21 protein-coding genes and 1 riboswitch are annotated in these 25,361 nt (G+C 53.6%); of the genes, 10 read left to right on the plus strand and 11 right to left on the minus strand.

Annotated features, from left to right (window positions below; all coding sequences use genetic code 11):
- Window positions 1–55 precede the first annotated feature (55 nt).
- Together ppc and argE are read right to left on the minus strand one after the other, a co-directional pair.
- Window positions 56–2,701: a phosphoenolpyruvate carboxylase gene (gene ppc / locus J1782_RS13375; protein ID WP_152325035.1), complete on the minus strand. Its 2,646-nt coding sequence runs from the start codon at window positions 2,699–2,701 to the stop codon at window positions 56–58.
- A 288-nt stretch (window positions 2,702–2,989) separates the two neighbouring features.
- Window positions 2,990–4,141 carry an acetylornithine deacetylase gene (gene argE / locus J1782_RS13380; protein ID WP_165062032.1) on the minus strand — a complete coding sequence of 384 codons (1,152 nt, stop codon included), beginning with the start codon at window positions 4,139–4,141 and terminating at the stop codon, window positions 2,990–2,992.
- Between the two features lie 135 nt (window positions 4,142–4,276).
- Here argE and argC point away from each other — a divergent pair, with 135 nt between their 5' ends.
- The 3 genes from argC to argH all read left to right on the plus strand — a co-directional run bounded on the left by argC (window position 4,277) and on the right by argH (window position 7,645).
- The gene (gene argC, locus J1782_RS13385) at window positions 4,277–5,281 is read left to right on the plus strand and encodes an N-acetyl-gamma-glutamyl-phosphate reductase (protein WP_165062034.1); all 1,005 of its coding nucleotides are present in this window, start codon (window positions 4,277–4,279) and stop codon (window positions 5,279–5,281) included.
- 130 nt (window positions 5,282–5,411) lie between these two features.
- Entirely contained in the window at window positions 5,412–6,185 is a 774-nt protein-coding gene (gene argB / locus J1782_RS13390; protein ID WP_152325038.1) for an acetylglutamate kinase, read from the plus strand.
- A gap of 83 nt (window positions 6,186–6,268) precedes the next feature.
- On the plus strand, window positions 6,269–7,645 hold the full coding sequence (argH, locus tag J1782_RS13395; protein ID WP_152325039.1) for an argininosuccinate lyase: 1,377 nt from the start codon (window positions 6,269–6,271) through the stop codon (window positions 7,643–7,645).
- A 41-nt stretch (window positions 7,646–7,686) separates the two neighbouring features.
- Here argH and J1782_RS13400 read toward each other — a convergent pair whose 3' ends face one another.
- The 6 genes from J1782_RS13400 to J1782_RS13425 all read right to left on the minus strand — a co-directional run bounded on the left by J1782_RS13400 (window position 7,687) and on the right by J1782_RS13425 (window position 13,841).
- Window positions 7,687–8,754, minus strand: coding sequence for an aminopeptidase P family protein (locus J1782_RS13400; protein WP_152325040.1), 1,068 nt, complete (start codon window positions 8,752–8,754; stop codon window positions 7,687–7,689).
- A 14-nt stretch (window positions 8,755–8,768) separates the two neighbouring features.
- Window positions 8,769–10,004, minus strand: coding sequence for a PTS fructose transporter subunit IIC (locus tag J1782_RS13405; RefSeq protein ID WP_204902584.1), 1,236 nt, complete (start codon window positions 10,002–10,004; stop codon window positions 8,769–8,771).
- Between the two features lie 36 nt (window positions 10,005–10,040).
- Window positions 10,041–10,361, minus strand: a complete 321-nt coding sequence (locus J1782_RS13410; protein WP_152325041.1) for a PTS fructose transporter subunit IIB — start codon at window positions 10,359–10,361, stop codon at window positions 10,041–10,043.
- Between the two features lie 6 nt (window positions 10,362–10,367).
- A complete protein-coding gene (locus tag J1782_RS13415; RefSeq protein ID WP_217153314.1) occupies window positions 10,368–11,753 on the minus strand; it encodes a Sapep family Mn(2+)-dependent dipeptidase in 1,386 nt (461 codons plus the stop codon).
- A gap of 114 nt (window positions 11,754–11,867) precedes the next feature.
- Complete coding sequence (locus J1782_RS13420; RefSeq protein ID WP_217153315.1) at window positions 11,868–12,890, minus strand: LacI family DNA-binding transcriptional regulator; 1,023 nt, start codon at window positions 12,888–12,890, stop codon at window positions 11,868–11,870.
- A gap of 189 nt (window positions 12,891–13,079) precedes the next feature.
- Window positions 13,080–13,841, minus strand: a complete 762-nt coding sequence (locus J1782_RS13425) for a glutathione peroxidase (RefSeq protein WP_152325044.1) — start codon at window positions 13,839–13,841, stop codon at window positions 13,080–13,082.
- Between the two features lie 160 nt (window positions 13,842–14,001).
- Here J1782_RS13425 and oxyR point away from each other — a divergent pair, with 160 nt between their 5' ends.
- On the plus strand, window positions 14,002–14,925 hold the full coding sequence (gene oxyR, locus J1782_RS13430; protein ID WP_152325045.1) for a DNA-binding transcriptional regulator OxyR: 924 nt from the start codon (window positions 14,002–14,004) through the stop codon (window positions 14,923–14,925).
- Here oxyR and sthA read toward each other — a convergent pair.
- Entirely contained in the window at window positions 14,908–16,308 is a 1,401-nt protein-coding gene (gene sthA / locus J1782_RS13435; protein WP_152325046.1) for a Si-specific NAD(P)(+) transhydrogenase, read from the minus strand. The two genes, oxyR and sthA, sit on opposite strands and share 18 nt — an antisense overlap.
- A gap of 212 nt (window positions 16,309–16,520) precedes the next feature.
- On the opposite strand from sthA, the gene fabR reads away from it, so the two are divergent.
- Together fabR and J1782_RS13445 are read left to right on the plus strand one after the other, a co-directional pair.
- The gene (gene fabR / locus J1782_RS13440) at window positions 16,521–17,201 is read left to right on the plus strand and encodes an HTH-type transcriptional repressor FabR (protein WP_152325047.1); all 681 of its coding nucleotides are present in this window, start codon (window positions 16,521–16,523) and stop codon (window positions 17,199–17,201) included.
- A complete protein-coding gene (locus J1782_RS13445; protein ID WP_165062046.1) occupies window positions 17,176–17,535 on the plus strand; it encodes a YijD family membrane protein in 360 nt (119 codons plus the stop codon). The genes fabR and J1782_RS13445 overlap by 26 nt, the downstream gene beginning before the upstream one ends.
- 21 nt (window positions 17,536–17,556) lie before the next feature.
- Here the strand turns inward: J1782_RS13445 and J1782_RS13450 are convergent, their stop codons facing one another.
- Window positions 17,557–17,751: a hypothetical protein gene (locus tag J1782_RS13450; protein WP_217153316.1), complete on the minus strand. Its 195-nt coding sequence runs from the start codon at window positions 17,749–17,751 to the stop codon at window positions 17,557–17,559.
- 95 nt (window positions 17,752–17,846) lie between these two features.
- On the opposite strand from J1782_RS13450, the gene J1782_RS13455 reads away from it, so the two are divergent.
- Window positions 17,847–19,433, plus strand: coding sequence for an MFS transporter (locus tag J1782_RS13455; RefSeq protein WP_217153317.1), 1,587 nt, complete (start codon window positions 17,847–17,849; stop codon window positions 19,431–19,433).
- Between the two features lie 29 nt (window positions 19,434–19,462).
- On the plus strand, window positions 19,463–20,602 hold the full coding sequence (locus tag J1782_RS13460) for a glycoside hydrolase family 105 protein (protein ID WP_152325051.1): 1,140 nt from the start codon (window positions 19,463–19,465) through the stop codon (window positions 20,600–20,602).
- 71 nt (window positions 20,603–20,673) lie between these two features.
- Here the strand turns inward: J1782_RS13460 and trmA are convergent, their stop codons facing one another.
- The gene (gene trmA / locus J1782_RS13465; protein WP_217153318.1) at window positions 20,674–21,774 is read right to left on the minus strand and encodes a tRNA (uridine(54)-C5)-methyltransferase TrmA; all 1,101 of its coding nucleotides are present in this window, start codon (window positions 21,772–21,774) and stop codon (window positions 20,674–20,676) included.
- Window positions 21,775–21,915: 141 nt separating this feature from the next.
- Window positions 21,916–22,184: riboswitch (cobalamin riboswitch) on the plus strand.
- 70 nt (window positions 22,185–22,254) lie between these two features.
- Between trmA and btuB the strand changes: the two genes are divergently transcribed.
- Together btuB and murI are read left to right on the plus strand one after the other, a co-directional pair.
- Complete coding sequence (gene btuB / locus J1782_RS13470) at window positions 22,255–24,117, plus strand: TonB-dependent vitamin B12 receptor BtuB (RefSeq protein ID WP_217153319.1); 1,863 nt, start codon at window positions 22,255–22,257, stop codon at window positions 24,115–24,117.
- Window positions 24,062–24,943, plus strand: a complete 882-nt coding sequence (gene murI, locus J1782_RS13475; RefSeq protein ID WP_152325054.1) for a glutamate racemase — start codon at window positions 24,062–24,064, stop codon at window positions 24,941–24,943. The genes btuB and murI overlap by 56 nt, the downstream gene beginning before the upstream one ends.
- The last annotated feature ends 418 nt before the right edge of the window (window positions 24,944–25,361 follow it).

Below are 25,361 nucleotides of genomic sequence, written 5' to 3' on the forward strand. Positions count from 1 at the left end.
CAGAAAGCAAAAAACCCGCGAATTCGCGGGTTTTTCTTTGGGCTTTACGGCTGAACTAACCGGTGTTGCGCATACCGGCCGCAACGCCTGCGATGGTTACCATCAGGGCCTGTTCGACATTCGCATCCTGCTTGCCGTCTTTTTCCAACTCACGTGAACGGTGCAACAACTCAGCCTGAAGCACGTTAAGCGGGTCGGTGTAGACGTTACGCAATGCGATAGATTCAGCAATCCACGGCAAATCTTCCATCAGATGATCGTCGTTGGAAATCGCCAGCACCACTTTGATATCGCCTGCCAGCTGCTCACGCAGTTTCGCGCCCAGCGGCCACAGTTCTTTTTCGACCAGACGCTGATCGTAGTATTCCGCCAGCCACAGGTCGGCCTTGGCGAACACCATTTCCAGCATACCGATACGCGTAGAGAAGAATGGCCAGTCGTGGCACATGGCTTCCAGCTCATCGCGTTTCCCGTCATCGACAACGGCCTGCAAACCAGCACCTGCGCCCAGCCAGGCTGGCAGCATCAGACGGTTTTGCGTCCAGGCGAAGATCCACGGAATCGCGCGCAAGCTTTCCACGCCGCCGTTGGCTTTACGTTTCGCGGGGCGTGAGCCCAGTGGCAGTTTCGCCAGTTCCTGCTCCGGTGTCGCCGCACGGAAGTAAGGCACGAAGTCTTTATTCTCGCGAATATAACCACGATACATTTTGCAGGAAACGTCAGACAGCTGTTCCATGATGTCCACCCAGGCTTTTTTCGGCTCAGGCGGTGGCAACAGATTGGCTTCCAGAATGGCGGAGGTATACAGCGCCAGACTGCTGATGGTGACTTCCGGCAGACCAAATTTGAAGCGGATCATTTCGCCCTGTTCGGTCACGCGCAGGCCACCTTTCAGGCTGCCCGGCGGCTGAGAGAGCAGCGCAGCTTGCGCTGGCGCACCGCCACGGCCGATAGAACCGCCGCGTCCGTGGAAGAGCGTCAGCGCGACACCGGCTTTCTCACAGGTTTTGATCAATGCGTCTTGTGCGCGGTACTGCGCCCATGAAGCTGCCATCACGCCCGCGTCTTTCGCGGAGTCGGAATAGCCAATCATCACCATTTGTTTGCCCTGAATGAAGCCGCGATACCAGTCGATGCTCAGCAATTGCTTCATTACATCGTCGGCGTTATTGAGGTCATCCAGCGTTTCGAACAGCGGCGCAACCGGCATCGGGAACGGACAACCGGCTTCTTTAAGCAGCAAATGCACGGCCAGAACGTCAGACGGCGTACGCGCCATGGAAATGACATAAGCGGCGATAGAGCCTTCCGGCGCTTCCGCAATCACCTGGCAGGTATCGAGCACTTCTTTGGTATCGGCGCTCGGTTCCCAGTGGCGTGGCACCAACGGGCGTTGTGAATTCAGTTCGCGGATCAGGAATGCCTGTTTGTCGGATTCTGACCAGCTTTCGTAATCGCCGAGCCCCAGATAACGGGTAATTTCAGCGATCGCGTCGGTATGACGGGTACTTTCCTGACGCACGTCGATACGCACCAGCGGCACGCCGAAACAGCGTACGCGGCGCAGGGTATCGAGCAACTGACCGTTCGCGATGATGCCCATATTGCAGGCCAGCAGCGACTGGTAACAGGCGTAAAGCGGTGCCCAGAGTTGTTCATTTTTCACCAGCAAATCATGAGGACGCGCAACGCGTTCGCCTTTCAGACGGGCTTCGAGATACACCTGCGTGGTGGTCAGCTGGGTACGCAGCTGTTTCATGATTTCGCGGTACGGCTCGAGGATATCCGCGCCACCGGCCCGCTCGCGAAGTTCCGGCGTACATTCGGTCATGGAGAGTTCGGAAACCAGCACAGCGACATCGCGCAGGAACAGATCGGTGGCTTTCCAGCGGCTCAGCAACAGAACGTGGCGGGTAATATCGGCAGTCACGTTCGGGTTACCGTCGCGGTCGCCGCCCATCCAGGAAGTGAAACGCACCGGCACGGCTTCCACCGGCATTTTGTAATTCAGTGATGTCTCAAGCTGCTCATTCAGTTCACGCAGGAAAGCAGGAACGCCTTCCCACAGGCTGTTTTCGACCACCGCAAAACCCCATTTGGCTTCATCAACCGGAGAAGGGCGGTTCTTACGGATTTCGTCGGTGTGCCATGACTGCGCAATTAACTGACGCAGGCGGCGCATAATTTGTTTGCGCTCGTAATCGGCCAGATCGTTATGGTCGAGTTGTTTGAGGCAATTATTCACTTCCACCAGTTTGTGGATAAGCGTGCGGCGGGCGATTTCCGTCGGGTGTGCGGTCAGCACCAGTTCGATAGAAAGCTGGTCAACGGCGTCACGCAATTGTTGTTCAGAGAGATTTTTGGATTTCAGACGATCGAACAATTGTGCCAGAGCTTCAGGGTTGCTGGCTGCCTCGCCGTGTGGCGAAATGCTGTGATATTGCTCGGCTACGTTGGCTAGATTAAGGAACTGGCTGAAAGCACGGGCAACGGGCAACAACTCATCATTCGAGAGATTTTGCAGCGTTGACAGCAATTCCTGACGATCTGCATCATTTCCTGCACGTGAGGATTTGGACAACTTACGGATTTTTTCAACACGATCCAGGATATGTTCTCCCAACGTATCTTTGATCGTGTCGCCCAGCAATTTACCTAACATACTGACATTACTTCGCATTGCGGAATATTGTTCGTTCATATCACCTCTGACCCGTTCTCTCGTTTGATTTTTATATTCTGTAAATAACTTTCACCCGTCAGGCATTCATGCCCCGTTCACCCGCCAACCTGGCCATACTTTTTAAATACCGCACCTGTTTTAACCCAAAAACACCCGATCACTCACGTTAAAAATGGTCTTTTTGGCGATGTCGCTGAAATTTAATTACAACCGCGACGATATCAGTTTGGCTAATCCATCATTTGTACAGTATCAAAGGGCGCCCGGAAGCGCCCTGATTGTTTCTTCATCAACCCTGATTCAGGATCAGTGATAACAGAAGTGATGAACGACCTGAGAAATCAGCTCGCGTGTCGGTTTTATGAACGCGGTATCAATATATTCATCTGGCTGGTGCGCCTGATCGATAGAACCCGGCCCCAGAACCAGCGTCGGACACAGTTCCTGAATAAATGGCGCTTCGGTGCAGTAGTTAACGATTTCCGTTTCCACGCCCAAAAGCTTTTCGACCACCTGAACCAGCGGGTGATCCGGCGGGCATTCATAGCCCGGGATCGGCGGATGCAGTTCTTCGATAGCTAGACGGCCCGGCCAGCGCTGGCTGACAGGCTCCAGCGCTTCGTTGAGCAGACCGTTGATATCAGCCAGTGTCAGGCCCGGCAGCGGACGAATATCCATGTGCATCTCGCAGCAGGCGCAAATACGGTTTGGCGCGTCGCCGCCGTTGATATAACCGAAGTTCATGGTCGGATACGGGATCACAAACCCACTGTGGTTGTAACGGGTTTTCAGCGTATTGCGCAGCGTCATCAGATGGGTAATCGACTCGTGCATCAGCTCGATGGCGTTCACGCCGCGCGACGGATCGCTGGAATGGCCGGACTGACCGGTGATGCGGATGGCATTCGACAAATGACCTTTGTGCGCACGAACCGGTTTCAACGAGGTCGGTTCGCCGATGATTGCGCAGTCCGGACGAATTTTCGCATTTTTAGAAAAGTAGCTGGCACCGGCCATCGTTGTTTCTTCATCCGCCGTCGCTAAAATATACAGCGGTTTAGTCAGTTTGGTCAGATCAACATCGCGCAGTGAATCGAGGATAAACGCGAAGAAACCTTTCATGTCGGCAGTACCCAAACCATAGAGCTTATTTTCATGCTCGGTGAGGGTGAAAGGATCGCGTGTCCAGCGTCCGTCATCGAACGGAACGGTGTCGGTGTGACCAGCCAGCAGTAAGCCGCCGGCACCTTCGCCGGTACTGGCTAACATATTGAATTTATTGCGCGTACCTGGGACGGGCTGTACTTCAACTTTGAAGCCTAAATCACCGAACCAGCCTGCCAGTAAATGGATTAGCGTCTCATTGCTCTGGTCCAAAGCAGCGTCCGTTGCGCTGATGGAAGGGGTTGCGATTAACGCCCGATAGAGCTCAATAAAAGGAGGTAATTTCATCTTCACTGTTGACAGCCTTTAGTTAGGGTAGTATTCATATTCATGCAATAATTGTGAATAAAAATACAATAAGCCAGTGCGTAAGGAAACCAGAATAATTATCCGGCTCCTTACCCAAAATTGAGAAGGTGAACAGACCCTATGTTGAATACGCTGATTGTTGGTGCCACAGGTTATGCCGGAGCCGAACTCGCGGCCTATCTGAACCGCCACCCACATATGAACATAACCGGTTTAACGGTTTCAGCGCAAAGTGCAGATGCAGGAAAATTGCTTTCCGATTTGCACCCTCAATTGAAAGGCATCGTCGATCTGCCTGTTTTGCCGCTCAAAGACGTGGCGGAAGCAGCGAAAGGTGTCGATGTGGTGTTTCTGGCGACCGCGCATGAAGTCAGCCATGACCTGGCCCCGCAGTTTCTGGCGGCGGGTTGCGTGGTGTTCGATCTCTCGGGAGCTTTCCGCGTCAGCAAACCTGAGTTTTACACCGAATTCTACGGTTTCGAGCATCAGCATCTCGATTTGCTCGATAAAGCCGTGTACGGCCTGGCCGAATGGCAGGCTGACAAATTAAAAGACGCGCAGCTGATTGCTGTGCCAGGTTGTTACCCGACCGCTTCTCAGCTGGCGCTGAAACCGCTTATCGAAAACGGTTTGCTCAATGACAGCCAGTGGCCGGTGATCAACGCCACCAGCGGCGTCAGCGGTGCAGGCCGCAAAGCCACGCTGGGCAACAGCTTCTGTGAAGTCAGCCTTCAGCCGTACAAACTTTTCAGCCATCGCCATCAGCCGGAAATCGCCGAGCATCTTGGCGTGCCGGTGATTTTCACGCCGCATCTGGGTAACTTCCCGCGCGGTATTCTGGCGACTATTACATGCCGTCTGAATGCAGGTGTGACGGAGGAGGATGTGGCAGAAGCTTTCCACAATGCGTATCACGACAAACCGCTGGTGCGTCTGTACACCAGGGGCGTTCCGGCGCTGAAAGACGTGGTCGGCCTGCCGTTCTGTGATATCGGCTTCGCGGTGAAAGGCGAACATCTGATTGTGGTGGCGACGGAGGATAACGTGCTGAAAGGCGCGTCCGCGCAGGCTGTGCAGTGCATGAATATCCGCTTTGGCTTCCCGGAAACGCAATCCCTGCTTTAACAATCCTCAGATTGTCAGCAAACAGAAAACACGCGTCCCTGAGCGTTTATTCAGACGTTCAGGGATGGTAGATTAAATTAAACGCATTGTTATTAATTAACATTCTCAACCGGTCGGGGCACGAACAGCTATGAATCCGTTAGTCATCAAGTTAGGTGGTGTGTTGCTGGATAATGAAGAAGCACTTGAGCGCCTGTTCATGGCGGTCGTGGCTTATCGTCAGGAATATCATCGCCCGCTGGTGATCGTTCACGGTGGCGGCTGCCTGGTTGATGAGCTGATGAAAAAGCTGAATCTTCCTGTCGTGAAAAAAGCCGGTTTGCGTGTGACGCCGGCCGATCAGATTGACATTATTACCGGCGCACTGGCGGGCAGCGCGAACAAAACCCTGCTGGCGTGGGCGGTGAAAAACCACATTAACGCCGTTGGCCTGTCTCTGGCAGACGGCGGTACGGTCAGCGTGACCCAGCTGGATGAATCTCTGGGCTTCGTGGGTAAAGCCGAAGCGGGCAATCCGGCGCTGATTAACACTCTGCATGGCGCCGGTTATCTGCCGATTGTCAGCTCAATCGGTATTACCGCTGCGGGCGAGCTGATGAACGTTAACGCGGATCAGGCAGCGACGGCGCTGGCAGCCACGCTGGGTGCAGATCTGATCCTGCTATCTGATGTCAGCGGCATTCTCGATGGTAAAGGCCAGCGCATTCCGGAAATGAGCGCAGAGAAAGCCGAACAGCTTATCGAGCAGGGTATTATCACCGACGGAATGATCGTCAAAGTTCACGCCGCGCTGGACGCCGCACGTTCTCTAGGCCGTCCGGTGGACATCGCCAGCTGGCGCCACGCCGAACAATTACCGGCACTGTTTAACGGCGTCGCCATCGGCACACGTATTCTGGCGTAACGCAACGGCGGCGCATTCGGTATACGCTTTTCAAGGGCGCAGCATAGTGCGCCCTTTTGCATAATTAATTCAGGAGCAGGAAAATGGCACTTTGGGGCGGACGTTTTACTCAGGCAGCAGACCAGCGGTTTAAAGAACTCAATGACTCACTGCGTTTCGATTACCGGCTGGCAGAACAGGATATCGTGGGCTCGGTTGCCTGGTCCAAAGCGCTGGTGACCGTCAACGTATTAACTGCTGACGAGCAAATCCAGCTGGAAGAAGCCCTGACCGTTTTGCTGGAAGAAGTCCGTGCCAATCCCCGCGCTATTTTAGCCAGCGACGCTGAAGATATTCACAGCTGGGTCGAAGGCAAACTTATCGATAAAGTCGGCAATCTTGGCAAAAAACTGCACACAGGCCGCAGCCGTAACGATCAGGTCGCAACCGACATTAAACTGTGGTGTAAAGCGCAGGTCGTCGAACTGGGTGACGCGTTACATCATTTACAACAGGCGCTGGTCGCGACGGCCGAAGCCAATCAGGACGCCGTGATGCCGGGTTATACCCACCTGCAGCGCGCGCAGCCGGTGACTTTTGCGCACTGGTGTATGGCGTATGTGGAAATGCTGGCGCGTGATGAAAGCCGCCTGAAAGATACCCTGACCCGTCTGGACGTCAGCCCGCTGGGTTGTGGCGCACTGGCCGGTACAGCGTATCCGATGGATCGCGAGCAACTGGCGGGCTGGTTAGGTTTTGCTTCAGCGACCCGCAACAGCCTCGACAGCGTTTCCGACCGCGACCACGTGCTGGAACTGTTGTCCAACGCCGCCATCAGCATGGTTCACCTTTCCCGTTTCGCCGAAGATCTGATTTTCTTCAACACCGGCGAAGCGGCGTTTATTGATTTGTCCGACCGCGTGACGTCCGGCTCTTCCCTGATGCCGCAGAAGAAAAACCCGGATGCGCTGGAGCTGATCCGTGGCAAATGTGGTCGTGTGCAGGGCGCACTGACCGGCATGATGATGACCATGAAAGGTCTGCCGCTGGCGTACAACAAAGACATGCAGGAAGACAAAGAAGGGCTGTTCGACGCGCTCGATACCTGGCTGGATTGCCTGAACATGGCATCTCTGGTACTGGACGGGATTCAGGTGAAACGTCCGCGTGCAAAAGAAGCCGCGCAGCAGGGTTACGCGAATTCTACCGAACTGGCGGATTATCTGGTTGCCAAAGGCGTGCCGTTCCGTGAAGCGCACCATATTGTGGGTGAAGCGGTGGTCGAAGCGATTCATCAGGGCAAAGCGCTGGAAGAATTGCCGCTGGCGGATTTGCAGAAATTCAGCAGCGTGATTGGCGATGACGTTTACGCCATTCTCGAACTGCAATCCTGTCTTGATAAACGTGCGGCCAAAGGCGGTGTTTCTCCGCAGCAGGTGGCGCAGGCCATTGCCGACGCGAAAGCGCGTTTAGGTTTTTAAGCTTTCCGGCTTCTCCCCCTGTGAAGGGGGAGAAAATCACTTCAGAAACAGATGTCTTTCCACGCCCGTGGGCTGTGCGTCAGTACCTCGCTGCCCCTTTCCGTCACCAGCACGTCATCTTCAATTCTCACGCCGCCCAGACCCGGCACATAAATACCCGGCTCGATGGTGATGATCATTCCCGGTTCCAGCTGCTGCGCATTTTGCGGGCTGAGCGCCGGCGCTTCGTGGACATCCAGCCCTAAACCGTGCCCCAGATTGTGACTGAAGTACCCGCCAAAACCCGCCGCTGCAATAATATCTCGCGCCACGGCATCAAGTTCCTGACAACGAATTCCCGGCCTGACGGCGTCACGTGCGGACTGCTGGGCGAGAAGTACCGTGTCGTAAATTGCTTTCAGTTCCGCGCTGACGTTGCCCAGCGCGAAAGTGCGCGTCATATCCGAACAGTAATGCTGATACACTGCGCCGAAATCTATCGTCACCAGTTCACCGGTCATCAGCTTTTTATCGGTCGGACGCCCGTGTGGCAACGCGCCGCGCAGGCCAGAAACCACCACGGTATCGAACGACGTTTTACTGCCGCCAGCTTGTCTCACCGCCATTTCGAGATGATCCGCCAGCGTTTTTTCGCTGATACCTGGCCGGATCAGCGGCATGACCGTTTCCAGCGCGCGGTCAGCAATCGCCGCAGCCTCACGGATTTTGGCGATTTCATCGGGATATTTATGCACGCGCAAAAACGACATATCCCGGTGTTGCAGCGTCACGTTGCACTGTTTTTCCAGCGCCTGCCACGCAAGATGCGATAACTGGCTGGCATCTGCAAACAACGGTTTACCGGGGATCAGCCGTTTAATCACATCCGCGAGCGGGTTTTCGGCGGTCAGCGTCAGCACCTCAACGTCCGGGTTGTTCTGCCGGCATTCGGCGCTGTAGCGGCCATCGACCAAAATCCACAGGTCGGCTGGCGTAACCAGCACATACCCCGACGCGCTGTACAGTTCTGTTACCGCGTACTTGCTGAACCTGTCGGTCAGAAGCACGGCGGGTAGGTGCTGTTCCTGCATAAGCTGGCGCAGAACGCCCAGACGTTGCTGACGACTCATTATTTTCTCCGGGTTCAGGCGACGTCGAGCAGCCCTTTTTTGATTAAACGGTTACGGTAGAACACGCAGGTCACGGCGATAAACAGCGAACCGCCCGCCAGACCCATCAGGTAGGCCGGAATGTTGCTGATCAGCGGCCATGCCCAGATGGCGGATTCCGGGAACCATTGCACGGCACCCAGTGAAACCCCGAGCAGCGCGCCGATAATTGCCCCCACCACGTATACCGGAATGACAAACCCCGGACGTTCCAGCGCAAACGGAATCGAGCCTTCGGAAATCCCCATAAAACCGAGGAAAATCGCGGTGCGGCCAATCTGATTGAACTGGCGATCGTAAACACGCCGCCCGACCAGCCATTTGTCGATCACCGTAGACAGCCCGAGGCCGAACGAAGGAATAACGACCGCCAGACAGCGCGCGGTTATCGGCAACACTTTTTCCGTCGTAAAGCCGAGCGCCACAAACCCGGCGGCTTTGTTCACCGGTCCGCCGAGATCAAACGCCGTCGCCGCTGCCAGTAAGGTGGCGTAGAAATATGTGCCCGCCGCGCCAGCGGCCTGCAACGCTTCACGGATGAGCGTGTTCAGCCAGCCGCCGATTGGGGTTATCAGGAAAACCATCAGTAACATCGCGACAATGGCGGAAATCAGCGGGATGAAGAAGGTGGTTTTGAACGCCAGCCAGTTGTGTGGCAGTTTGATGGTGTTGTTCAGCCAGCGGACGAAATACCCGACCACAAACGCGATCACGATAGCACCCAGAAAGCCCGAAGCGACCGGCGCAGCGGCTGCCCATTCACCATTGATCAGAGCCGGAATGGCGACAGGTTTAATCGAGACATAGCCGCCGATAAACCCGGCCGCCAGCGCCGTTTTTCCGCCGATGGAGTTGGCGGTAAATGCTGCGAACATCGGAATGGCGAAGCCAAAAAGCGTGAAACCGAAGCTTTCCATGATGCTGGCGATTTGCAGCATCCAGACCGAACTGCCGCTGTATCGCCCGCTGTTGAGCGCCCCCATAATGGATTCGTCCGGCGACATTCCCAGAAAAACATAAGGAATGATTTGCGACAGCGCGCCAATCAGACCGCCCATGATCAGCACCGGGATCATGTAGGAAATACCGGTCATGATGTGTTTGCTAAATTCTTTCCAGGCATGGCTCTGGCCTTTACCTGCAGGCCCCGCAGGCGGTGTGTCGGATGCCTGACTGTGACCGGTATTAATGACTCTTTTTCTTATCGCCACGGAAAACTCCTCGCGCTTAAAAAAGTAAAAGTGGGATCACTGAGCCTGATCGGCCTCAATCTCATCAATCAGTCCGCCGGCATTTTTCACCGCATCTTTCAGTTCAACTTCATACACTTCGACGCCGTTAAAACGCTCGATATTTTGCGGCGTAATGCCGGTGGCATGGATGATGACTGTGGCCTGCGCGATATCTTCTGCCGTCAGTTCGTTCTGAATACCGTCGGCACCCTGCGTTTCAATTTTCACGTCATAACCGCGCTGGCGGGCGGCGACTTCAATGGCTTCGGCTGCCATAAAGGTATGAGCAAGACCCATCGGGCAGGCGCACAGCGCAATCAGTTTTTTTGCAGACATCGTGAATTACCTCGTGTTATCGGAAGGAGCGGCGGGCAGATTTGCCAGCCGGTAAAGGGCTTCGGCGTAGATGCCGATGGCGCTGATAAAACGGCTCAGGCTGCCGTATTCGTCCGCGCAGTGTGTATTGCCGGAAGAGCCGTCGGGAAATTCGCAGCCAAAAATCACCGCGTTTTGCATTGCGCTGGCGTAACTGCCTGCGCCGGTGGTGCGCGACGGGTGGTTTGTATCGCCGGTATGACGGGTGTAAATCTCGTGCAACGTCTTCACCAGCGCGCTGTCCGGCGGATAAAGGCTCGGTGATTTGACCGGCTCAATGCTGATGCGGCTGTCGGGCCAGCTGAGATTCCAGAGCGTAAGCCGTTCAGCGATGTATTCCGGGGTCAGGTTTTCGGGATAACGGACGTTCAGCGTCAGCGACACCATCCCGTTTTTGATGTTCAGTACGACGGGAACCAGCAGGATCTGACCGCATTCTCCCGGCGTATCCAGCGCGAATTGCACGCCGCTCTGGCCGGTTTCCGGCGCGGTGATTTCGCAAAGTTGTTGTGTCCAGCGTGCGCTGAAAAGTTGATGAAGTAGTTGCGCGGCACCGGCAATCGGATTAAGGCAGGCCTCCGGTTTTGAGGAGTGTCCGCCGCGACCATAAAGCTGCCAGTGATTAATTTGTCCCGGTTCGGCCAGCAACGTAAAACCGTCGGGTAACGTCCAACCGCCAGAGGAGAGCGACAATCCGTTCAGCCGGGCGACGTCAGGGATGGTGTTCAGCACGCTGCCGCAGGACACGGTCAAACCAGGCTGTTCAACCGGGGACGTCAGCGTGACCAGCAAAGAGCCTTTTTCGCCGTAAATCACCGGGAATTTTCCGTCCGGCGTAAAAGCAAAAGCAGGTTGCGGCTGCGATTCAAAATAGCGGCGAATGCAGCGGAAACCACTCTCTTCGTTGCCGCCCGCCACCAGCCGGATGCGGCGTGAGAGAGGAAGATTCAGTTCACGCAGAATATCCAGCGCCAGCCAGGCGGCAATCATCGGGCCTTTGTCATCCACGACGCCGCGACCGATCAGATTGTCGCCCAGCCGCGAGAGCTGATACGGCGGAAAATGCCAGCCGTCACCGGCGGGAACCACGTCAGCGTGACCAAAGACATACACGATTTCCTCGCCGCTGCCGTATTCAATATGCACGGCGTGGTTGTCGACATTGAGTGTGTTCAGCCCGGCGTCGTCGCCGAGTTTTTGCCACCAGCTGAGCGCGTCGGCAACGCCGCGGCCAAAAGGCGCATCCGGCTGTAGGCTGGCAGCGTCGAACGGCGAAGGGATCGCCACCCACTGGGCGAGTAAGGTGAGAAAATGCTGCGCCCGATCCCGGGCATGCGCTGCGAAGTCAGTCATTGACGTTAACCATCCGAAAAACAATGCTCACAGCATTGGGGCTGGCGGAAAAACCGTCAAAAGGCAGGGTTCAGAATTGATAAATAAAACGGGTAAAATTTTTCGCCGGTTTTTTTAAGCAGAAGCGAGAAACGCCGGAGATACCTTCAGACGCGGGTCGTCAGGCAATAATGACTCTCCGGCCAGCTGCGCATGCAGGCATTCAACTGCCCGTGTCGCCATCTCGGTATGACGTGTGGCAACCAGAGGCAAAGCCAGTTTCAGGGAATGTTCGCACTCGCCGAAACCAGCCAGAGCGATGCGCCGCGAGAACAGCCGCCATCGGGAGGTTTGCAAACCTTCGGCCAGCGCGTGATGCGCGGCCAGTAATACCGTCGGGTTGTCGCAAAGGATCGCGGAAATTTTGGGGCTTTGTTTAATGAGCTGAGTGACTGCGCGGAAGCTGTCGTCAAATGTCGCTGCACAGGGCTGACTTAACGATGCGGAAAACGCCAGACCGGCTTTCCCGAGCGCGAGCGAAAGGCCGCCCAGCCGCTCGGCGCGAACCAGCGAATGATTTTCCCCGCCGAGATAACCAATATTCAGGTGCTGTTGTTGAAGTAACGCGTCCGTTGCCATGTGTGCGGCCAGCGCATTGTCGGGATGAATTGTCGCGAGCGGACCGGTATGGAAATGCGTGCCGACGCCGGTCAGCGCCACATGCCGCGCCGTCGCCCGCGCATGCAGGGCTTTCAGCGTATCAGGCTGCGCATTGAGTAATTTCCCGCAGACGAAAATCCCGCGCACGTCCTGCGCCAGAAGCTGCGCGGCGTGCTCCAGAAGCGTTGAGGTGTCTGCGTAGCCCGGGATAAGTGTGAAGCCGGTTTGTTGCAGCGCACAGGACAATTCGGGGAGTAAACCGGCGGCGAAAGCGCAATCTGGTGAAAGCAGAATGCCCGTTCGTGTGAAAGGTGCGACTGACGGTGTGGCCGGTAAACGGTAACCGAGCTGATCGATGGCCTGATAAATACGCTCCACGCCTTCGGGGGATATCCGTCCTTTGCCGCCAAGCACCAGCGAAACCGCAGCAACGGAAACGCCTGCCAGACGCGCGACATCCTGCTGAGTGATTTTTGTGCGGGGCTTTTGCGCCGTCATCGTCCTGCCATTCGGAATAAATTGACCGCAAAGTGTTGCAGGAGAAGGTCGGGAAAAAACGGGCTGAGATCGCAGAAACAAAAAATGGCGGGCACTAAGCCCGCCGAAAGTTCACGTAGTCTAACTTTGCTTTTTTGTTGGTAATGCAGGGATTATCGTCTTACTTCTTACAGCTGTTTCCGGTGAAGCTTATTGTGCAACTTCGCACACTTCTTGTGTTTCTGAATGCAGGTAAACGTCCAGATCGTCGCTTCCGCCGATGTGGCGCCCACCAATAAAGACTTGCGGCACGGTCGCGCGGCCGGTGACAGCGCGCAGGCTGACGGTGGTGGCGTCTTTGCCCAGTACGATTTCTTCATACTGAATACCGCGTTCCTGCAACATCTGTTTGGCTTTGGCACAGAACGGGCAGCCCGGTTTGGTGAATACGGAAACCGATTCCTGCACTTTGTATTCGGGTGCCAGGTATTTCAGCATTGTGTCTGCATCTGACACTTCAAACGGGTCGCCCGGCTTGTTTGGCTCAACGAACATTTTCTCGACCACGCCGTTACGTACCAGCATGGAATAACGCCATGAACGCGGGCCGAAACCTAAATCCGCTTTCTCGACCAGCATGTCCATGCCTTTGGTGAATTCACCGTTGCCGTCCGGAATAAAGGTAATGTTCGATGCCTTCTGTTCTGATTTCCAGGCATTCATGACGAACGTGTCGTTAACAGAGACGCACAGAATGCTGTCGACGCCGTGTTGTCTGAACACCGGTGCCAGTTCGTTGTAACGCGGCAGATGGCTTGAAGAACAGGTCGGGGTAAATGCACCCGGCAGTGAAAAGACAATCACTGTTTTGTTTTTGAACAATTCATCGGTGCTGAGATCTACCCACTGATCGCCCTGGCGGGTGTGAAAAGTAACGTGCGGTACGTGTTTCCCTTCCTGGCTTGCAAACATGAATAACCTCTTAATTAATCGATAGAATATGAATTATTTTCGGCATTGCCGTTTCGTTGAAAGGCATTATTCACGATAATGGTTGATAGATATAATCGTTGATTGCTATCTTATCTATCGTTATCGGCTATCGCATTGCCTTATAGGGACTGGAGGAAAAATGAACATTCGTGATTTAGAGTATCTTGTGGCACTGGCAGAGTTCCGCCATTTTCGTCGTGCAGCAGATTCCTGCCATGTCAGCCAGCCGACGTTAAGCGGGCAAATCCGTAAGCTGGAAGATGAACTGGGCGTGATGCTGCTTGAAAGAACCAGTCGTAAGGTGCTGTTCACACAAGCCGGTTTACTGCTGGTGGATCAGGCGCGCACGGTGCTGCGTGAAGTGAAAGTCCTCAAAGAGATGGCCAGCCAGCAGGGCGAAGCGATGTCCGGGCCGATGCATATCGGGCTAATTCCTACCGTCGGGCCTTATCTTTTGCCGCAAATCATTCCTTCACTGCATAAAACATTCCCTAAACTCGAAATGTATCTGCACGAAGCGCAAACCCATCAGTTGCTGGCTCAGCTCGACAGCGGAAAACTCGATTGCGCAATTCTGGCGCTGGTCAAAGAAAGCGAAGCTTTTATTGAAGTGCCGCTGTTTGATGAGCCGATGAAACTGGCGATCTACGACGATCATCCGTGGGCATCACGCGATCGCGTGGCGATGGCAGATCTGGCGGGTGAAAAACTGCTGATGCTGGAAGACGGACATTGTCTGCGCGATCAGGCGCTCGGTTTTTGCTTCCAGGCAGGGGCGGACGAAGATACGCATTTCCGCGCAACCAGTCTGGAAACGCTGCGTAATATGGTAGCGGCGGGAAGTGGCATTACCTTGCTGCCTTCGCTGGCCGTGCCGAATGAGCGCAGCCGCGATGGCGTCACGTATCTGACGTGTGACAAACCGGAACCCCGTCGCACAATCGCGCTGGTATATCGTCCCGGTTCGCCACTGCGTGGGCGCTATGAACAACTGGCTGAAGCCATCAAAGAGCACATGCAACCTTATATGGATAAAGCCGCGGGCTTAAAAAAGGCGGTTTAATCCGTTCAGTGCCGCTACGCGATAAGCTTCTGCCATGGTCGGATAGTTGAAGGTGGTATTAACGAAATACTCGATAGTATTGCCTTCGCCTTTCTGTTCCATGATTGCCTGGCCGATGTGAATAATCTCGGCAGCGCGCTCTCCAAAGCAGTGAATACCCAGAATTTCTTTGGTATCACGATGGAACAGCAGCTTGAGGCTCCCCACATTCATTCCGGCGATTTGCGCGCGTGCCAGATGTTTAAACTGCGCGCGGCCCACTTCGTAAGGCACCTTCATGGACGTCAGTTCCTGCTCGGTTTTGCCGACGGAGCTGATTTCAGGAATGGTATAAATGCCGGTCGGAATGTTTTCGATCAGATGCACTTTCGCTTCGCCCTGAATCATCGCCTGTGCGGCAATGCGGCCCTGATCGTAGGCCGCTGAAGCCAGACTCGGATAGCCAATGACGTCGCCGACGGCATAAATATGCGACAAAGCCGTCTGATACATGCTGTTTACTTTGAGCAAACCGCGGCTGTCGGCTTCCAGACCAATATTTTCCAGACCCAGTTTGTCAGTGTTACCGGTGCGTCCGTTAGCGTACAACAGCGCGTCAGCTTTCACTTTCTTACCGGATTTCAGGTGCATGATCACGCCGTCTTCCACGCCTTCAATCATCTCGAATTCTTCGTTGTGGCGGATAACTACACCGTTATTCCAGAAGTGATAAGACAACGCGTCTGACATTTCCTGATCGAGGAAAGACAGCAACCGGTCACGGGTGTTGATTAAGTCCACTTTTACGTTCAGACCGCGGAAGATAGAGGCATATTCGCAGCCGATAACGCCCGCGCCATAAATGATGACGTGGCGGGGTTCGTGGCTCAGTTCGAGGATCAGGTCGCTGTCATAAATGCGCGGATGACCAAAATCGACGTTGGCCGGACGGTAAGGGCGCGAACCACAGGCAATCACGATGTTGTCGGCGGTGATTTGTTCGTGCGTGTTATCGGCGTAGCGGATGTTGATGGTATTGGCATCGACAAAACTGGCGTCGCCGGAGAACAGCTGGCATTGGTTTCTTTCGTAGAAACCCTGACGCATGCGGGTTTGCTGATTAATGACGGAATCTGCATGACGCAAAATATCCGGGAAACTGGAGCTCAGGGTGCGGGAGTTATCACTGTAGAGCGGGTTTTGGTTAAATTCGATGATTCTGCTGACGGCGTGACGCAATGCTTTGGAAGGGATGGTTCCCCAGTGAGTACATCCGCCACCGACGTTGTTATAGCGTTCGATGACAGCAACCCGGGCGCCTTGTTTAACCAGTCCCATCGCGGCGCCTTCTCCGCCAGGGCCTGAGCCAATGATGATGGCATCAAAATGTGAGTGCTGTGGCATAGTTCGAAACCTATTTTTATACAAAATCACAACGAGAAAGTAACATATTACACCTAATTACCCCACATGCAGTTGTCATTTAATGGTAATACGGCAACATTCTGACCCACTTTATGCTGTGGTATCTATGGCTCCGCCCGGTAAAAATTTTGGTATAGTGAAGCTATAACGGGCGAATAATCAAAAAGAAGAACATTATCCGGATGAATGTTATGGGCGTAAGAGCACAACAAAAAGAGCGCACGCGTCGCTCACTGATTGAAGCGGCTTTTAGCCAGCTGAGTGCCGAGCGCAGCTTTGCCAGTCTGAGTTTGCGTGAAGTGTCCCGTGAAGCGGGTATTGCGCCGACGTCCTTTTACCGGCATTTCCGTGACGTGGATGAACTGGGTCTGACGATGGTTGATGAAAGCGGTTTGATGCTGCGCCAGCTTATGCGCCAGGCGCGCCAGCGTATTGCCAAAGGCGGCAGCGTGATCCGCACGTCGGTTTCGACTTTCATGGAGTTCATCGGAAATAACCCCAACGCCTTTCGTCTGCTGTTGCGCGAACGTTCCGGTACGTCTTCCGCTTTTCGTGCGGCTGTCGCCCGTGAAATTCAGCATTTTATTGCGGAACTTGCCGACTATCTGCAACTCGAAAACCACATGCCGCGCAGTTTTACCGAAGCGCAGGCCGAAGCGATGGTGATCATTGTTTTCAACGCCGGTGCGGAAGCGCTGGACGTGGATATCGCACAGCGCCGCCAGCTGGAAGAGCGTCTGGTGTTGCAACTGCGCATGATTTCTAAAGGTGCGTATTACTGGTATCGCCGGCAGCAGGAAAGAACGGCGGTGACTCCTATTCACAATAAGACCAGAGGTAAAGAAGATGACCGAACAAGCGAACCAGGATAATGGCACTCTGGTTTTGGCTTTGATTGCCGGACTGTCGATTAATGGCACTTTCGATGCGTTATTCAGCTCCGTCGTCGCGTTTTCGATATTCCCGATAATCGCCCTGGTGTTGTCGGTGTATTGCCTTCATGTTCGTTATCACAAAGGCGAAATGCCCACCGGTTTACCGGTGCTGGCTGCGGCCTCTTTCCTACTCGGATTGCTACTCTACAGTACGTTTGTCCGCGTGGAATATCCTGAATTAGGGTCGAATTCTCTGCCATTGCTGATCAGTGTCGTGCTTTTGTTCTGGATAGGATTGAAGCTGAAAAAGCGTAAATCGACGACGCAGTAACTTCCTCATTCCTATGAAAAATCAGGCAACTTTCAGGTTGCCTTTTTTATGCCTTACGTCTGACCGCGACCATTTGTAATCTTCTCCGACTGTCTTTTTATGAACTGTCATTTCATAAATATCAAACCTATGTTCAATATTTAGATATTGATCGTCCACTTCTTTATTTCTTTGCCATAAAGTCTGTCTGAGTGGCAAAAACCAAAAGGTTTTCATCCGGGCTCCTCGCTAATTTGAATCATGGCCGGACGAAGTATTTTCGTTCGCATTCAGCCTACGCCTACAGGTGATTTAACAGAGGCCAGACGGCAATGAAAACACGTAAGATAGGATTCTTTAATTACATCGCCTACGGTTCTGGCGATTTTCTGGGGGCAGGCACCACAGCCCTGACCGCGGCGTGGCTGCTTTATTTCTACACCACGTTCTGCGGCCTTTCGCCCATCGAAGCGACCTTCATCTTTGCGACCGCGCGCGTCGCCGATGCGGTGTTAAGCCCGTTAATGGGTTATCTCACGGATAACTTTGGTAATACCTGGCTCGGCAAACGATTCGGTCGCCGTAAGTTCTTTATTCTGCTTGGTATTCCCTGCGTGTTCAGCTACAGCTTCATGTGGGTGGGCGACATGGGATATGTCTATTACCTGCTGACCTATCTGCTGTTCGATATCGTCTACACCATGATTCTGGTGCCGTATGAGACGCTGGTGCCGGAAATGACCGACGATTTCAAACAGAAAACCAAATTCTCTGGAGCCCGTATCGCGCTGGCGCAGCTTTCTGCCATTCTCGCCGCTTTCCTGCCGGGAATTCTGTTGCAGCATTTTGGCAAAGATAATGCCATTTCCTTCTTCTATTCGAGTCTGGTCTTTGCGGTGATCTGCGCCTTCGTACTGACGCTGGTGTACTTCTTTACCTGGGAACGGCCGGAAGAACTCAAATCCGAAGCCACGAAGAAAATTGAGCGCGAACGCCAGCAGCTGACGCTGGTGCAAAGCCTGAAACGCCTGAAAGTGGAACTGTCCTCGACGCTGCGTATCAAAATTTTCCGTCAGCATCTGGGTTTGTATCTCGGCGGGTATATTGCGCAGGACGTGTTTAACGCTGTCTTCACGTACTACGTGGTGTTTGTGCTGATGCAAAGTGCGGCGATTGCTTCCAACCTCATGGGCATGATGGCGATTCTGCAATTTGTGGCGGTTATCGGGATGATCCCGCTGTGCATCCGCTTCGGACCAGCACCGTCCTATCGTCTGGCCGTAACGTTATTCGGGCTGGCGGCGATTTCTTACGGCGTGCTCTATTACACCGGAATGAACGATTCAATGTCGTTACTGCTGTTGATTTCTGCGCTGGCAGGGCTCGGGCGCGGCGGGATCAACTACGTGCCGTGGAATATCTACACCTATATCGCCGATGTCGATGAAACCATTACCGGCCAGCGCCGCGAGGGGATTTTCGCCGGTGTGATGACGCTGACACGAAAAGCCTCGCAGGCCGGTGCCGTGATGCTGGTGGGGATTATCCTGCAACTCGCCGGATTTGTTTCCGGGCAGAGCCAGCAGGTTCCGGCTGTCGGCCACACCATTCTCGGCATTCTGGTGATCGGCTCACTGCTGATGCTCAGCATGGGCTTCATCATTTCACTGTTCTTCCGCCTTAATCAGAAAACGCACGGCGTGCTGACCCGCGAAACGCAGAAAATGCGTGACGCGAACCGCATCGTGCCGGAGCAAATTACGCCGGAAGATCGGGCGATCGTCGAAATGCTGACAGGGATGAAATACGAATCGCTGTGGGGCAACAACAATATTGGTTATTTGCATCGCCACAATCCGCCACCTGAAAAGCTGACCCGTGAAAATGCCGCCGAAATTCCGGCACAGGGACGTTTGTAAATTTGGTGAATATTTATCAGGAGAACACCATGAAAGTTTTTGAAGTGAAACACAGTGCGCTTTTACGCCAGCCAGAACATTTCATTTCGCGCAATGAACTGAAAGCGCTGATCCACAATGTGACGGACAATCTGGTGAATATCGAAGATAAAACCGGTGAGTTCCTGTTGCGGCTCGACGATGGCCGCGTCATTGACACCAAAGGCTGGGCGGGTTGGGAATGGACGCACGGCATCGGGCTTTACGGTATTTATCAGTATTATCAGCAGACCGGTGACGAGAAAATGCGGGCGGTGATCGACGACTGGTTTAGCGCGCGTCTGGCGGAAGGCACGCCGACGAAAAACGTCAATACCATGAGCCCGTTCCTGACGCTGGCATATCGCTACGAGGAAACCGGTAATGCGGCGTGGCGTCCTTATCTGGAACGCTGGGCGGAATGGGTGATGTATGAGATGCCGCGCACTGATAAAGGTGCGATGCAGCACATCGTTTATAACAACGAAAATCATCAGCAGATGTGGGATGACACGCTAATGATGAGTGTGCTGCCGCTGGCGAAAATTGGAAAATTGCTGGATCGGCCTGAGTTTGTGGAAGAAGCAACGTACCAGTTTCTGGTTCACGTTCAGTACCTGATGGATCGCGAAACCGGCCTGTGGTTCCACGGCTGGACGTTCGACGGTCATCATAATTTTGCTCAGGCCCGCTGGGCACGCGGTAACAGCTGGCTGACGATTGCTATTCCCGAGTTCCTCGAACTGGTGGATTTGCCAGAGAACAACGCCACCCGCCGCTATCTGTTACAGGTGCTGGAAAGCCAGGTCAGCGCGCTGGCGAAATGTCAGGATGACAGCGGTTTGTGGCATACGCTGCTCGACGATCCACACTCTTACCTGGAAAGCTCAGCGACAGCCGGATTTGCTTACGGCATTCTGAAAGCAGTGCGTAAACGTTATATCGATGCGTCGTATGCGCCGGTGGCGGAGAAAGCCATTCAGGGCGTGATCAAACACATCAATCCGGCAGGCGAGCTGACGCAAACGTCATTCGGCACGGCGATGGGTAATGATCTCGATTTCTATCGCGAAATCGCGCTGACGTCGATGCCTTACGGACAGGCGATGGCGATTCTGTGTTTGTCAGAATATCTGCGGGTTTATTTGTAATAGGGTGGATAACGGCCAGAAATAAAAACGGGCACCTTCTGAGTGCCCGTTTTTTGTTTTTTCATTCGCCGTCAGATTTTTTCCATCAGCACGCCAGATTCCATATGGTGCGTGTACGGGAACTGATCGAACAATGCCAGGCGCGTGACGCGGTGGGTCTTACTCAGTGTTTCCAGATTCGCGCACAGCGTTTCCGGATTGCAGGAGATATAAAGAATACGGTCGTAGCCAGCCACCATTTTCACGGTTTCGTCATCCAGCCCGCTGCGCGGCGGATCGACAAAAATTGTGTTGCACTCATATCCGCTTAAATCGACATCCTGCAGGCGGCGGAATTCCCGCACGCCATTGAGCGCCTGGGTAAAATCTTCAGCCGCCATGCGGATAATTTGCACGTTATCAATGCGGTTCGCGGCAATGTTGTATTGCGCGGCGGCGACGGAAGGTTTGGCGATTTCTGTGGCTAGCACACGACGGAAGTTACGCGCCAGAGCCAGCGAGAAGTTGCCATTCCCGCAGTAAAGCTCCAGCAAATCGCCGGTAGAATTTTCCGTAGCCTTGAGTGCCCACTCCAGCATCTGAATATTCATTTCAGCGTTTGGCTGGGTGAAGCTGTTTTCCACCTGACGGTAGATCATATCGCGACCCGCCACCGGCAAAACCTCATCGACATAATCCTGATCGAGCATGATTTTGGTTTTCGCAGCGCGGCCAATCAGCTGGATATCAAAACCGTCAGCACGCAACTGGTCGCGCAGAATTGTGGCGGCCTGCTGCCATTCATCATCAAGCTTACGATGGTAAAGCAGTGAGGCGATGATTTTGCCGCTGCGGGTCGAGAGATAGTCGATCTGGAAGATCTTACGGCGCAACGCCGGGTCTTGTTTGATGGCTGAGATAAGCACCGGCATCAGGCGGTTAATCAGTTCGCTGGCGGTCGGGAACTGATCCACGCGCACGCGGGCTTTAGTCTGCTGATCAAACATGATGTGGTAAAGGTCGCCCTCATCGTGCCAGACACGAAATTCCGCGCGCATCCGATAATGGCTGACGGGAGAACGGAAAACGTCAGGCTGCGGCGCATTAAATGGCGACATCATCGCCGTGAGACGTGCGGTCTTTTCCGCCAGCTGGTCGTCGTACTTTTCAATGGGCAGGTTTTCAGGCGTCATCGGTTATCTCGTCTAGCAGGGAATGAATGGACAAACTTAGCGGGGGATTGTAGGGAATGTCTCCGTTAAGTCCACCATTGTTACATTTATATCGTGAAAGCTTACTTGCTATTACGGATGTCTGGATTTCCAAATAGGTTGATCGTACGATTGCGTTTCGGCCTCATTGACTGAGTTAAAAGGGAATCCGGTGTGAATCCGGAACTGGCGCGCAGCGGTATGGGGAAATCACGGCGATAGCATTCTTTATTATGCAGACACTGTTTCCTGCTTCTCTCTCCTTATACAGGAAAGAAGAAAGAGGGGATGGGAAGTCATCGCCCGGTGCGGGTTATCTCAAATAATTACGACGTAATTAATGAGCCTGCAAATCCTAAGTCCGAAGACCTGCCGATGTTACGTCGCATTAATCATCGTCGTCGCGAATTATCGCCGGTGATCCTCTGCGGCATCCGCCAATTAAGTTTGGATGCTCGATTCATGACAATTAAAAAGCATGTGCTGCTGACGGCATTATCCGTCACGGCTTTTTCAGGGTGGGCGCAAGACAGTACTTCCACAAACAGCAGCGATAATATGGTGGTGACCGCTAACCGTTTTCCACAGCCCGTTTCTTCTGTATTAGCGCCAACGGATATCGTCACGCGCGAAGATATCGACCGGTGGCAGTCGAAATCCGTGGCCGATGTGCTGCGCCGTTTACCGGGTGTGGACATCAGCCAGAGCGGCGGAATGGGTCAGCTGACCTCTGTGTATGTTCGCGGCACCAGCTCCAGCCATACTTTGGTACTGATGGACGGTATTCGTCTTAATCAGGCGGGTATTTCCGGCTCCGTCGATATCAGTCAAATTCCTCTTTCATTAGTTCAGCGCATTGAATTTATTCGCGGCCCGCGTTCGGCGGTTTATGGTTCCGATGCCATTGGCGGCGTCATCAACATTATTACGACGCGCGACAAAGATGGTACAACGCTCGGGGCGGGTGTCGGCTCGCACGGTTATCAGAACTACAATGGCTCAACGCAGCAGAAATTAGGTGAGAACACTACGCTGACGGCGGCAGGGGATTACACCTACACCCGTGGAATCGATGTGGTCGCGGATGGCAATAACGGCGGTGTTCCTCAGCCCGACCGTGACGGCTTCATGAGCAAGACACTGTATCTGGCGCTGCAGCATCAGTTCAATGAAGAGATCAGCGGCTTTGCACGTGCGTACGGATATGACAACCGCACGGCTTATGATGCGTATTATTCGCCGGGCAGCGCGCTGATTGATACCCGTCAGCTTTACAGCCGGACATACGACACCGGTCTGCGTTATCAGAATGGCATTTACGCCACACAGTTAATTGGCAGCTACAGCCACGTCAAAGACTATAACTACGATCCTAAATTCGGCCCGTATGACGCTTCCGCTTCTCTGGACGATTCCGATCAGTACAACCTGCAATGGGGTAATACGTTCCAGATAGGGAAAGGGGAAGTCAGTGCGGGTCTGGACTGGCAGAAACTGACGACCGAACCGGGTACCAGCTATCTGGCAGATGGCTATGACCAGCACAACACCGGCGTGTATCTGACCACCCAGCAAAAAATCAGCGATTTCACGCTGGAAGGCGCGGTGCGTAGCGACGATAACTCTCAGTTCGGTCAGCATACCACCTGGCAAAGCAGCGCTGCCTGGGAGTTCGTCGATGGTTATCGTCTGATTGCTTCTTACGGCACGGCGTACAAATCGCCGAACCTGAGCCAGCTTTACAGCGATTACTATGGTAATCCTGATCTCAAGCCTGAAGAAAGTAAGCAATGGGAAGGCGGGCTGGAAGGTCTGACAGGGCCTCTTAGCTGGCGTCTGAACGTCTATCGTAACGATATCGATCAGATGATCGCTTACAACGATTCCACCAGTAATTATTACAACATCGGGAAAGCGACGATTAAAGGCGTCGAATGGACGGGTTCATTCGATACCGGTCCGCTACAACACCAGATTACGCTGGAATATCTTGATCCGCGTGACGCGACCACTAACGAGATCCTGACCCGCCGCGCCAAACAGCAGGCGAAATACCAGATTGACTGGAACATCGCTGACATCGACTGGTCGATCAACTATCAGTATCTGGGACAGCGTTACGACACCGATTACGGTACTTATCCTTATCAGACCGTTAAACTGGGCGGTGTAAGTTTGTGGGATCTTGCGGCCTCATATCCTGTGACCTCACACCTGACAGTTCGTGGTAGAATTGCCAACTTGTTTGATAAAGATTACGAGACGGCTTATGGCTATGCCACACCAGGACGTGAGTACTACCTCTCTGGAAGCTATACCTTCTGACATAACGCAAGTTCCTGACCGTCCGACGGTGCTGGTTTTCGATTCCGGCGTCGGCGGGTTGTCGGTGTATGATGAGGTCCGGCAGATGTTGCCGGACCTGCACTATATATACGCCTTCGATAATGTGGCTTTCCCTTACGGTGAAAAGTCAGAAGAATTTATCGTTGAGCGCGTCGTCGAGATCGTCAGTGCCGTCTCGAGACGCCATCCCCTCTCTATTATTGTCATAGCCTGTAACACGGCGAGCACCGTTTCCCTTCCTGCATTGCGCGCCAAATTCAGTTGTCCGGTCGTCGGCGTTGTCCCGGCCATCAAACCAGCGGCGAAATTAACGCGCAACGGAGTTGTCGGGTTGCTGGCAACGCGTGCGACGGTTCAGCGTCCTTATACGCATGATCTGGTCGCACGGTTCGCGACGGATTGTCAGATTTTGATGTTGGGCTCAGCCGAGCTGGTCGAACTGGCGGAAGCGAAACTGCATGGCGAAGAAGTTTCACTGGCTGCGCTGAAGAAAATCTTGCATCCGTGGCTGCGTTTGCGCGAACCCCCGGACACAGTGGTATTAGGTTGCACACACTTCCCGCTCCTTTCGGAAGAGTTGTCACAGGTTTTACCCGACGGTACGCGTATGATCGACTCCGGTTCTGCGATTGCACGCCGCGCACATTGGTTAATTGAGACATCTCACGTGCCGATTCCAAAAATAAATCCGGAAGTTGAAATAGAAAGTGTGGCGTATTGCATGGCGATGACGGCTGAAGCGCAAAGTCTGCTGCCTGTTTTGCAGTCATATGGCTTCAGAAGTATCCAGGAATTGCCGCTTTAAACGTCATTTGATGAAAGATTCAGCGGTCAGTAAATTATTTGTATTTTAGGGGTTGCGGCCTTCTGAGAACTCCCTATAATGCGCCTCCACTGACTGGGAACAACGACTGACAAGTCGCTCGGACAGGAAGAGAAAAAGATGAAAGTTCGAATGAATAATCTCTTGACTCTTCAGCGGGAAGACGTAATATACGCCTCCCGCGCCGCATAAGATTCCTTGCGAACCGCGGCATGCTCTTTAACAATTTATCAGACAATCTGTGTGGGCACTCACAAGACGATATCAGCCACCTCGGTGGCAAAAAATATCAAGTCTTAGAGTGACCAAGCAGTAATTCATTTAGTTGAATTATTACGAAAGTAAACTTTGAGCACCGCTTAACGTGTTTAAGCAAATCGAACTTTTAATTGAAGAGTTT

Origin of the sequence: Rahnella sp. BCC 1045, assembly GCF_019049615.1 — a bacterium.
Lineage (GTDB): Bacteria > Pseudomonadota > Gammaproteobacteria > Enterobacterales > Enterobacteriaceae > Rahnella > Rahnella contaminans.

What these genes read in the sequence shown, in the direction of transcription:
- ppc (WP_152325035.1), bottom strand. Translation starts at nt 2,701, where the DNA reads ATGAACGAACAATATTCCGCAATGCGAAGTAATGTCAGTATGTTAGGT.
- argC (WP_165062034.1), top strand. Translation starts at nt 4,277, where the DNA reads ATGTTGAATACGCTGATTGTTGGTGCCACAGGTTATGCCGGAGCCGAA.
- argB (WP_152325038.1), top strand. Translation starts at nt 5,412, where the DNA reads ATGAATCCGTTAGTCATCAAGTTAGGTGGTGTGTTGCTGGATAATGAA.
- argH (WP_152325039.1), top strand. Translation starts at nt 6,269, where the DNA reads ATGGCACTTTGGGGCGGACGTTTTACTCAGGCAGCAGACCAGCGGTTT.
- J1782_RS13400 (WP_152325040.1), bottom strand. Translation starts at nt 8,754, where the DNA reads ATGAGTCGTCAGCAACGTCTGGGCGTTCTGCGCCAGCTTATGCAGGAA.
- J1782_RS13410 (WP_152325041.1), bottom strand. Translation starts at nt 10,361, where the DNA reads ATGTCTGCAAAAAAACTGATTGCGCTGTGCGCCTGCCCGATGGGTCTT.
- J1782_RS13415 (WP_217153314.1), bottom strand. Translation starts at nt 11,753, where the DNA reads ATGACTGACTTCGCAGCGCATGCCCGGGATCGGGCGCAGCATTTTCTC.
- J1782_RS13420 (WP_217153315.1), bottom strand. Translation starts at nt 12,890, where the DNA reads ATGACGGCGCAAAAGCCCCGCACAAAAATCACTCAGCAGGATGTCGCG.
- J1782_RS13425 (WP_152325044.1), bottom strand. Translation starts at nt 13,841, where the DNA reads ATGTTTGCAAGCCAGGAAGGGAAACACGTACCGCACGTTACTTTTCAC.
- oxyR (WP_152325045.1), top strand. Translation starts at nt 14,002, where the DNA reads ATGAACATTCGTGATTTAGAGTATCTTGTGGCACTGGCAGAGTTCCGC.
- sthA (WP_152325046.1), bottom strand. Translation starts at nt 16,308, where the DNA reads ATGCCACAGCACTCACATTTTGATGCCATCATCATTGGCTCAGGCCCT.
- fabR (WP_152325047.1), top strand. Translation starts at nt 16,521, where the DNA reads ATGGGCGTAAGAGCACAACAAAAAGAGCGCACGCGTCGCTCACTGATT.
- J1782_RS13445 (WP_165062046.1), top strand. Translation starts at nt 17,176, where the DNA reads ATGACCGAACAAGCGAACCAGGATAATGGCACTCTGGTTTTGGCTTTG.
- J1782_RS13450 (WP_217153316.1), bottom strand. Translation starts at nt 17,751, where the DNA reads ATGAAAACCTTTTGGTTTTTGCCACTCAGACAGACTTTATGGCAAAGA.
- J1782_RS13455 (WP_217153317.1), top strand. Translation starts at nt 17,847, where the DNA reads ATGAAAACACGTAAGATAGGATTCTTTAATTACATCGCCTACGGTTCT.
- J1782_RS13460 (WP_152325051.1), top strand. Translation starts at nt 19,463, where the DNA reads ATGAAAGTTTTTGAAGTGAAACACAGTGCGCTTTTACGCCAGCCAGAA.
- trmA (WP_217153318.1), bottom strand. Translation starts at nt 21,774, where the DNA reads ATGACGCCTGAAAACCTGCCCATTGAAAAGTACGACGACCAGCTGGCG.
- btuB (WP_217153319.1), top strand. Translation starts at nt 22,255, where the DNA reads ATGACAATTAAAAAGCATGTGCTGCTGACGGCATTATCCGTCACGGCT.
- murI (WP_152325054.1), top strand. Translation starts at nt 24,062, where the DNA reads ATGGCTATGCCACACCAGGACGTGAGTACTACCTCTCTGGAAGCTATA.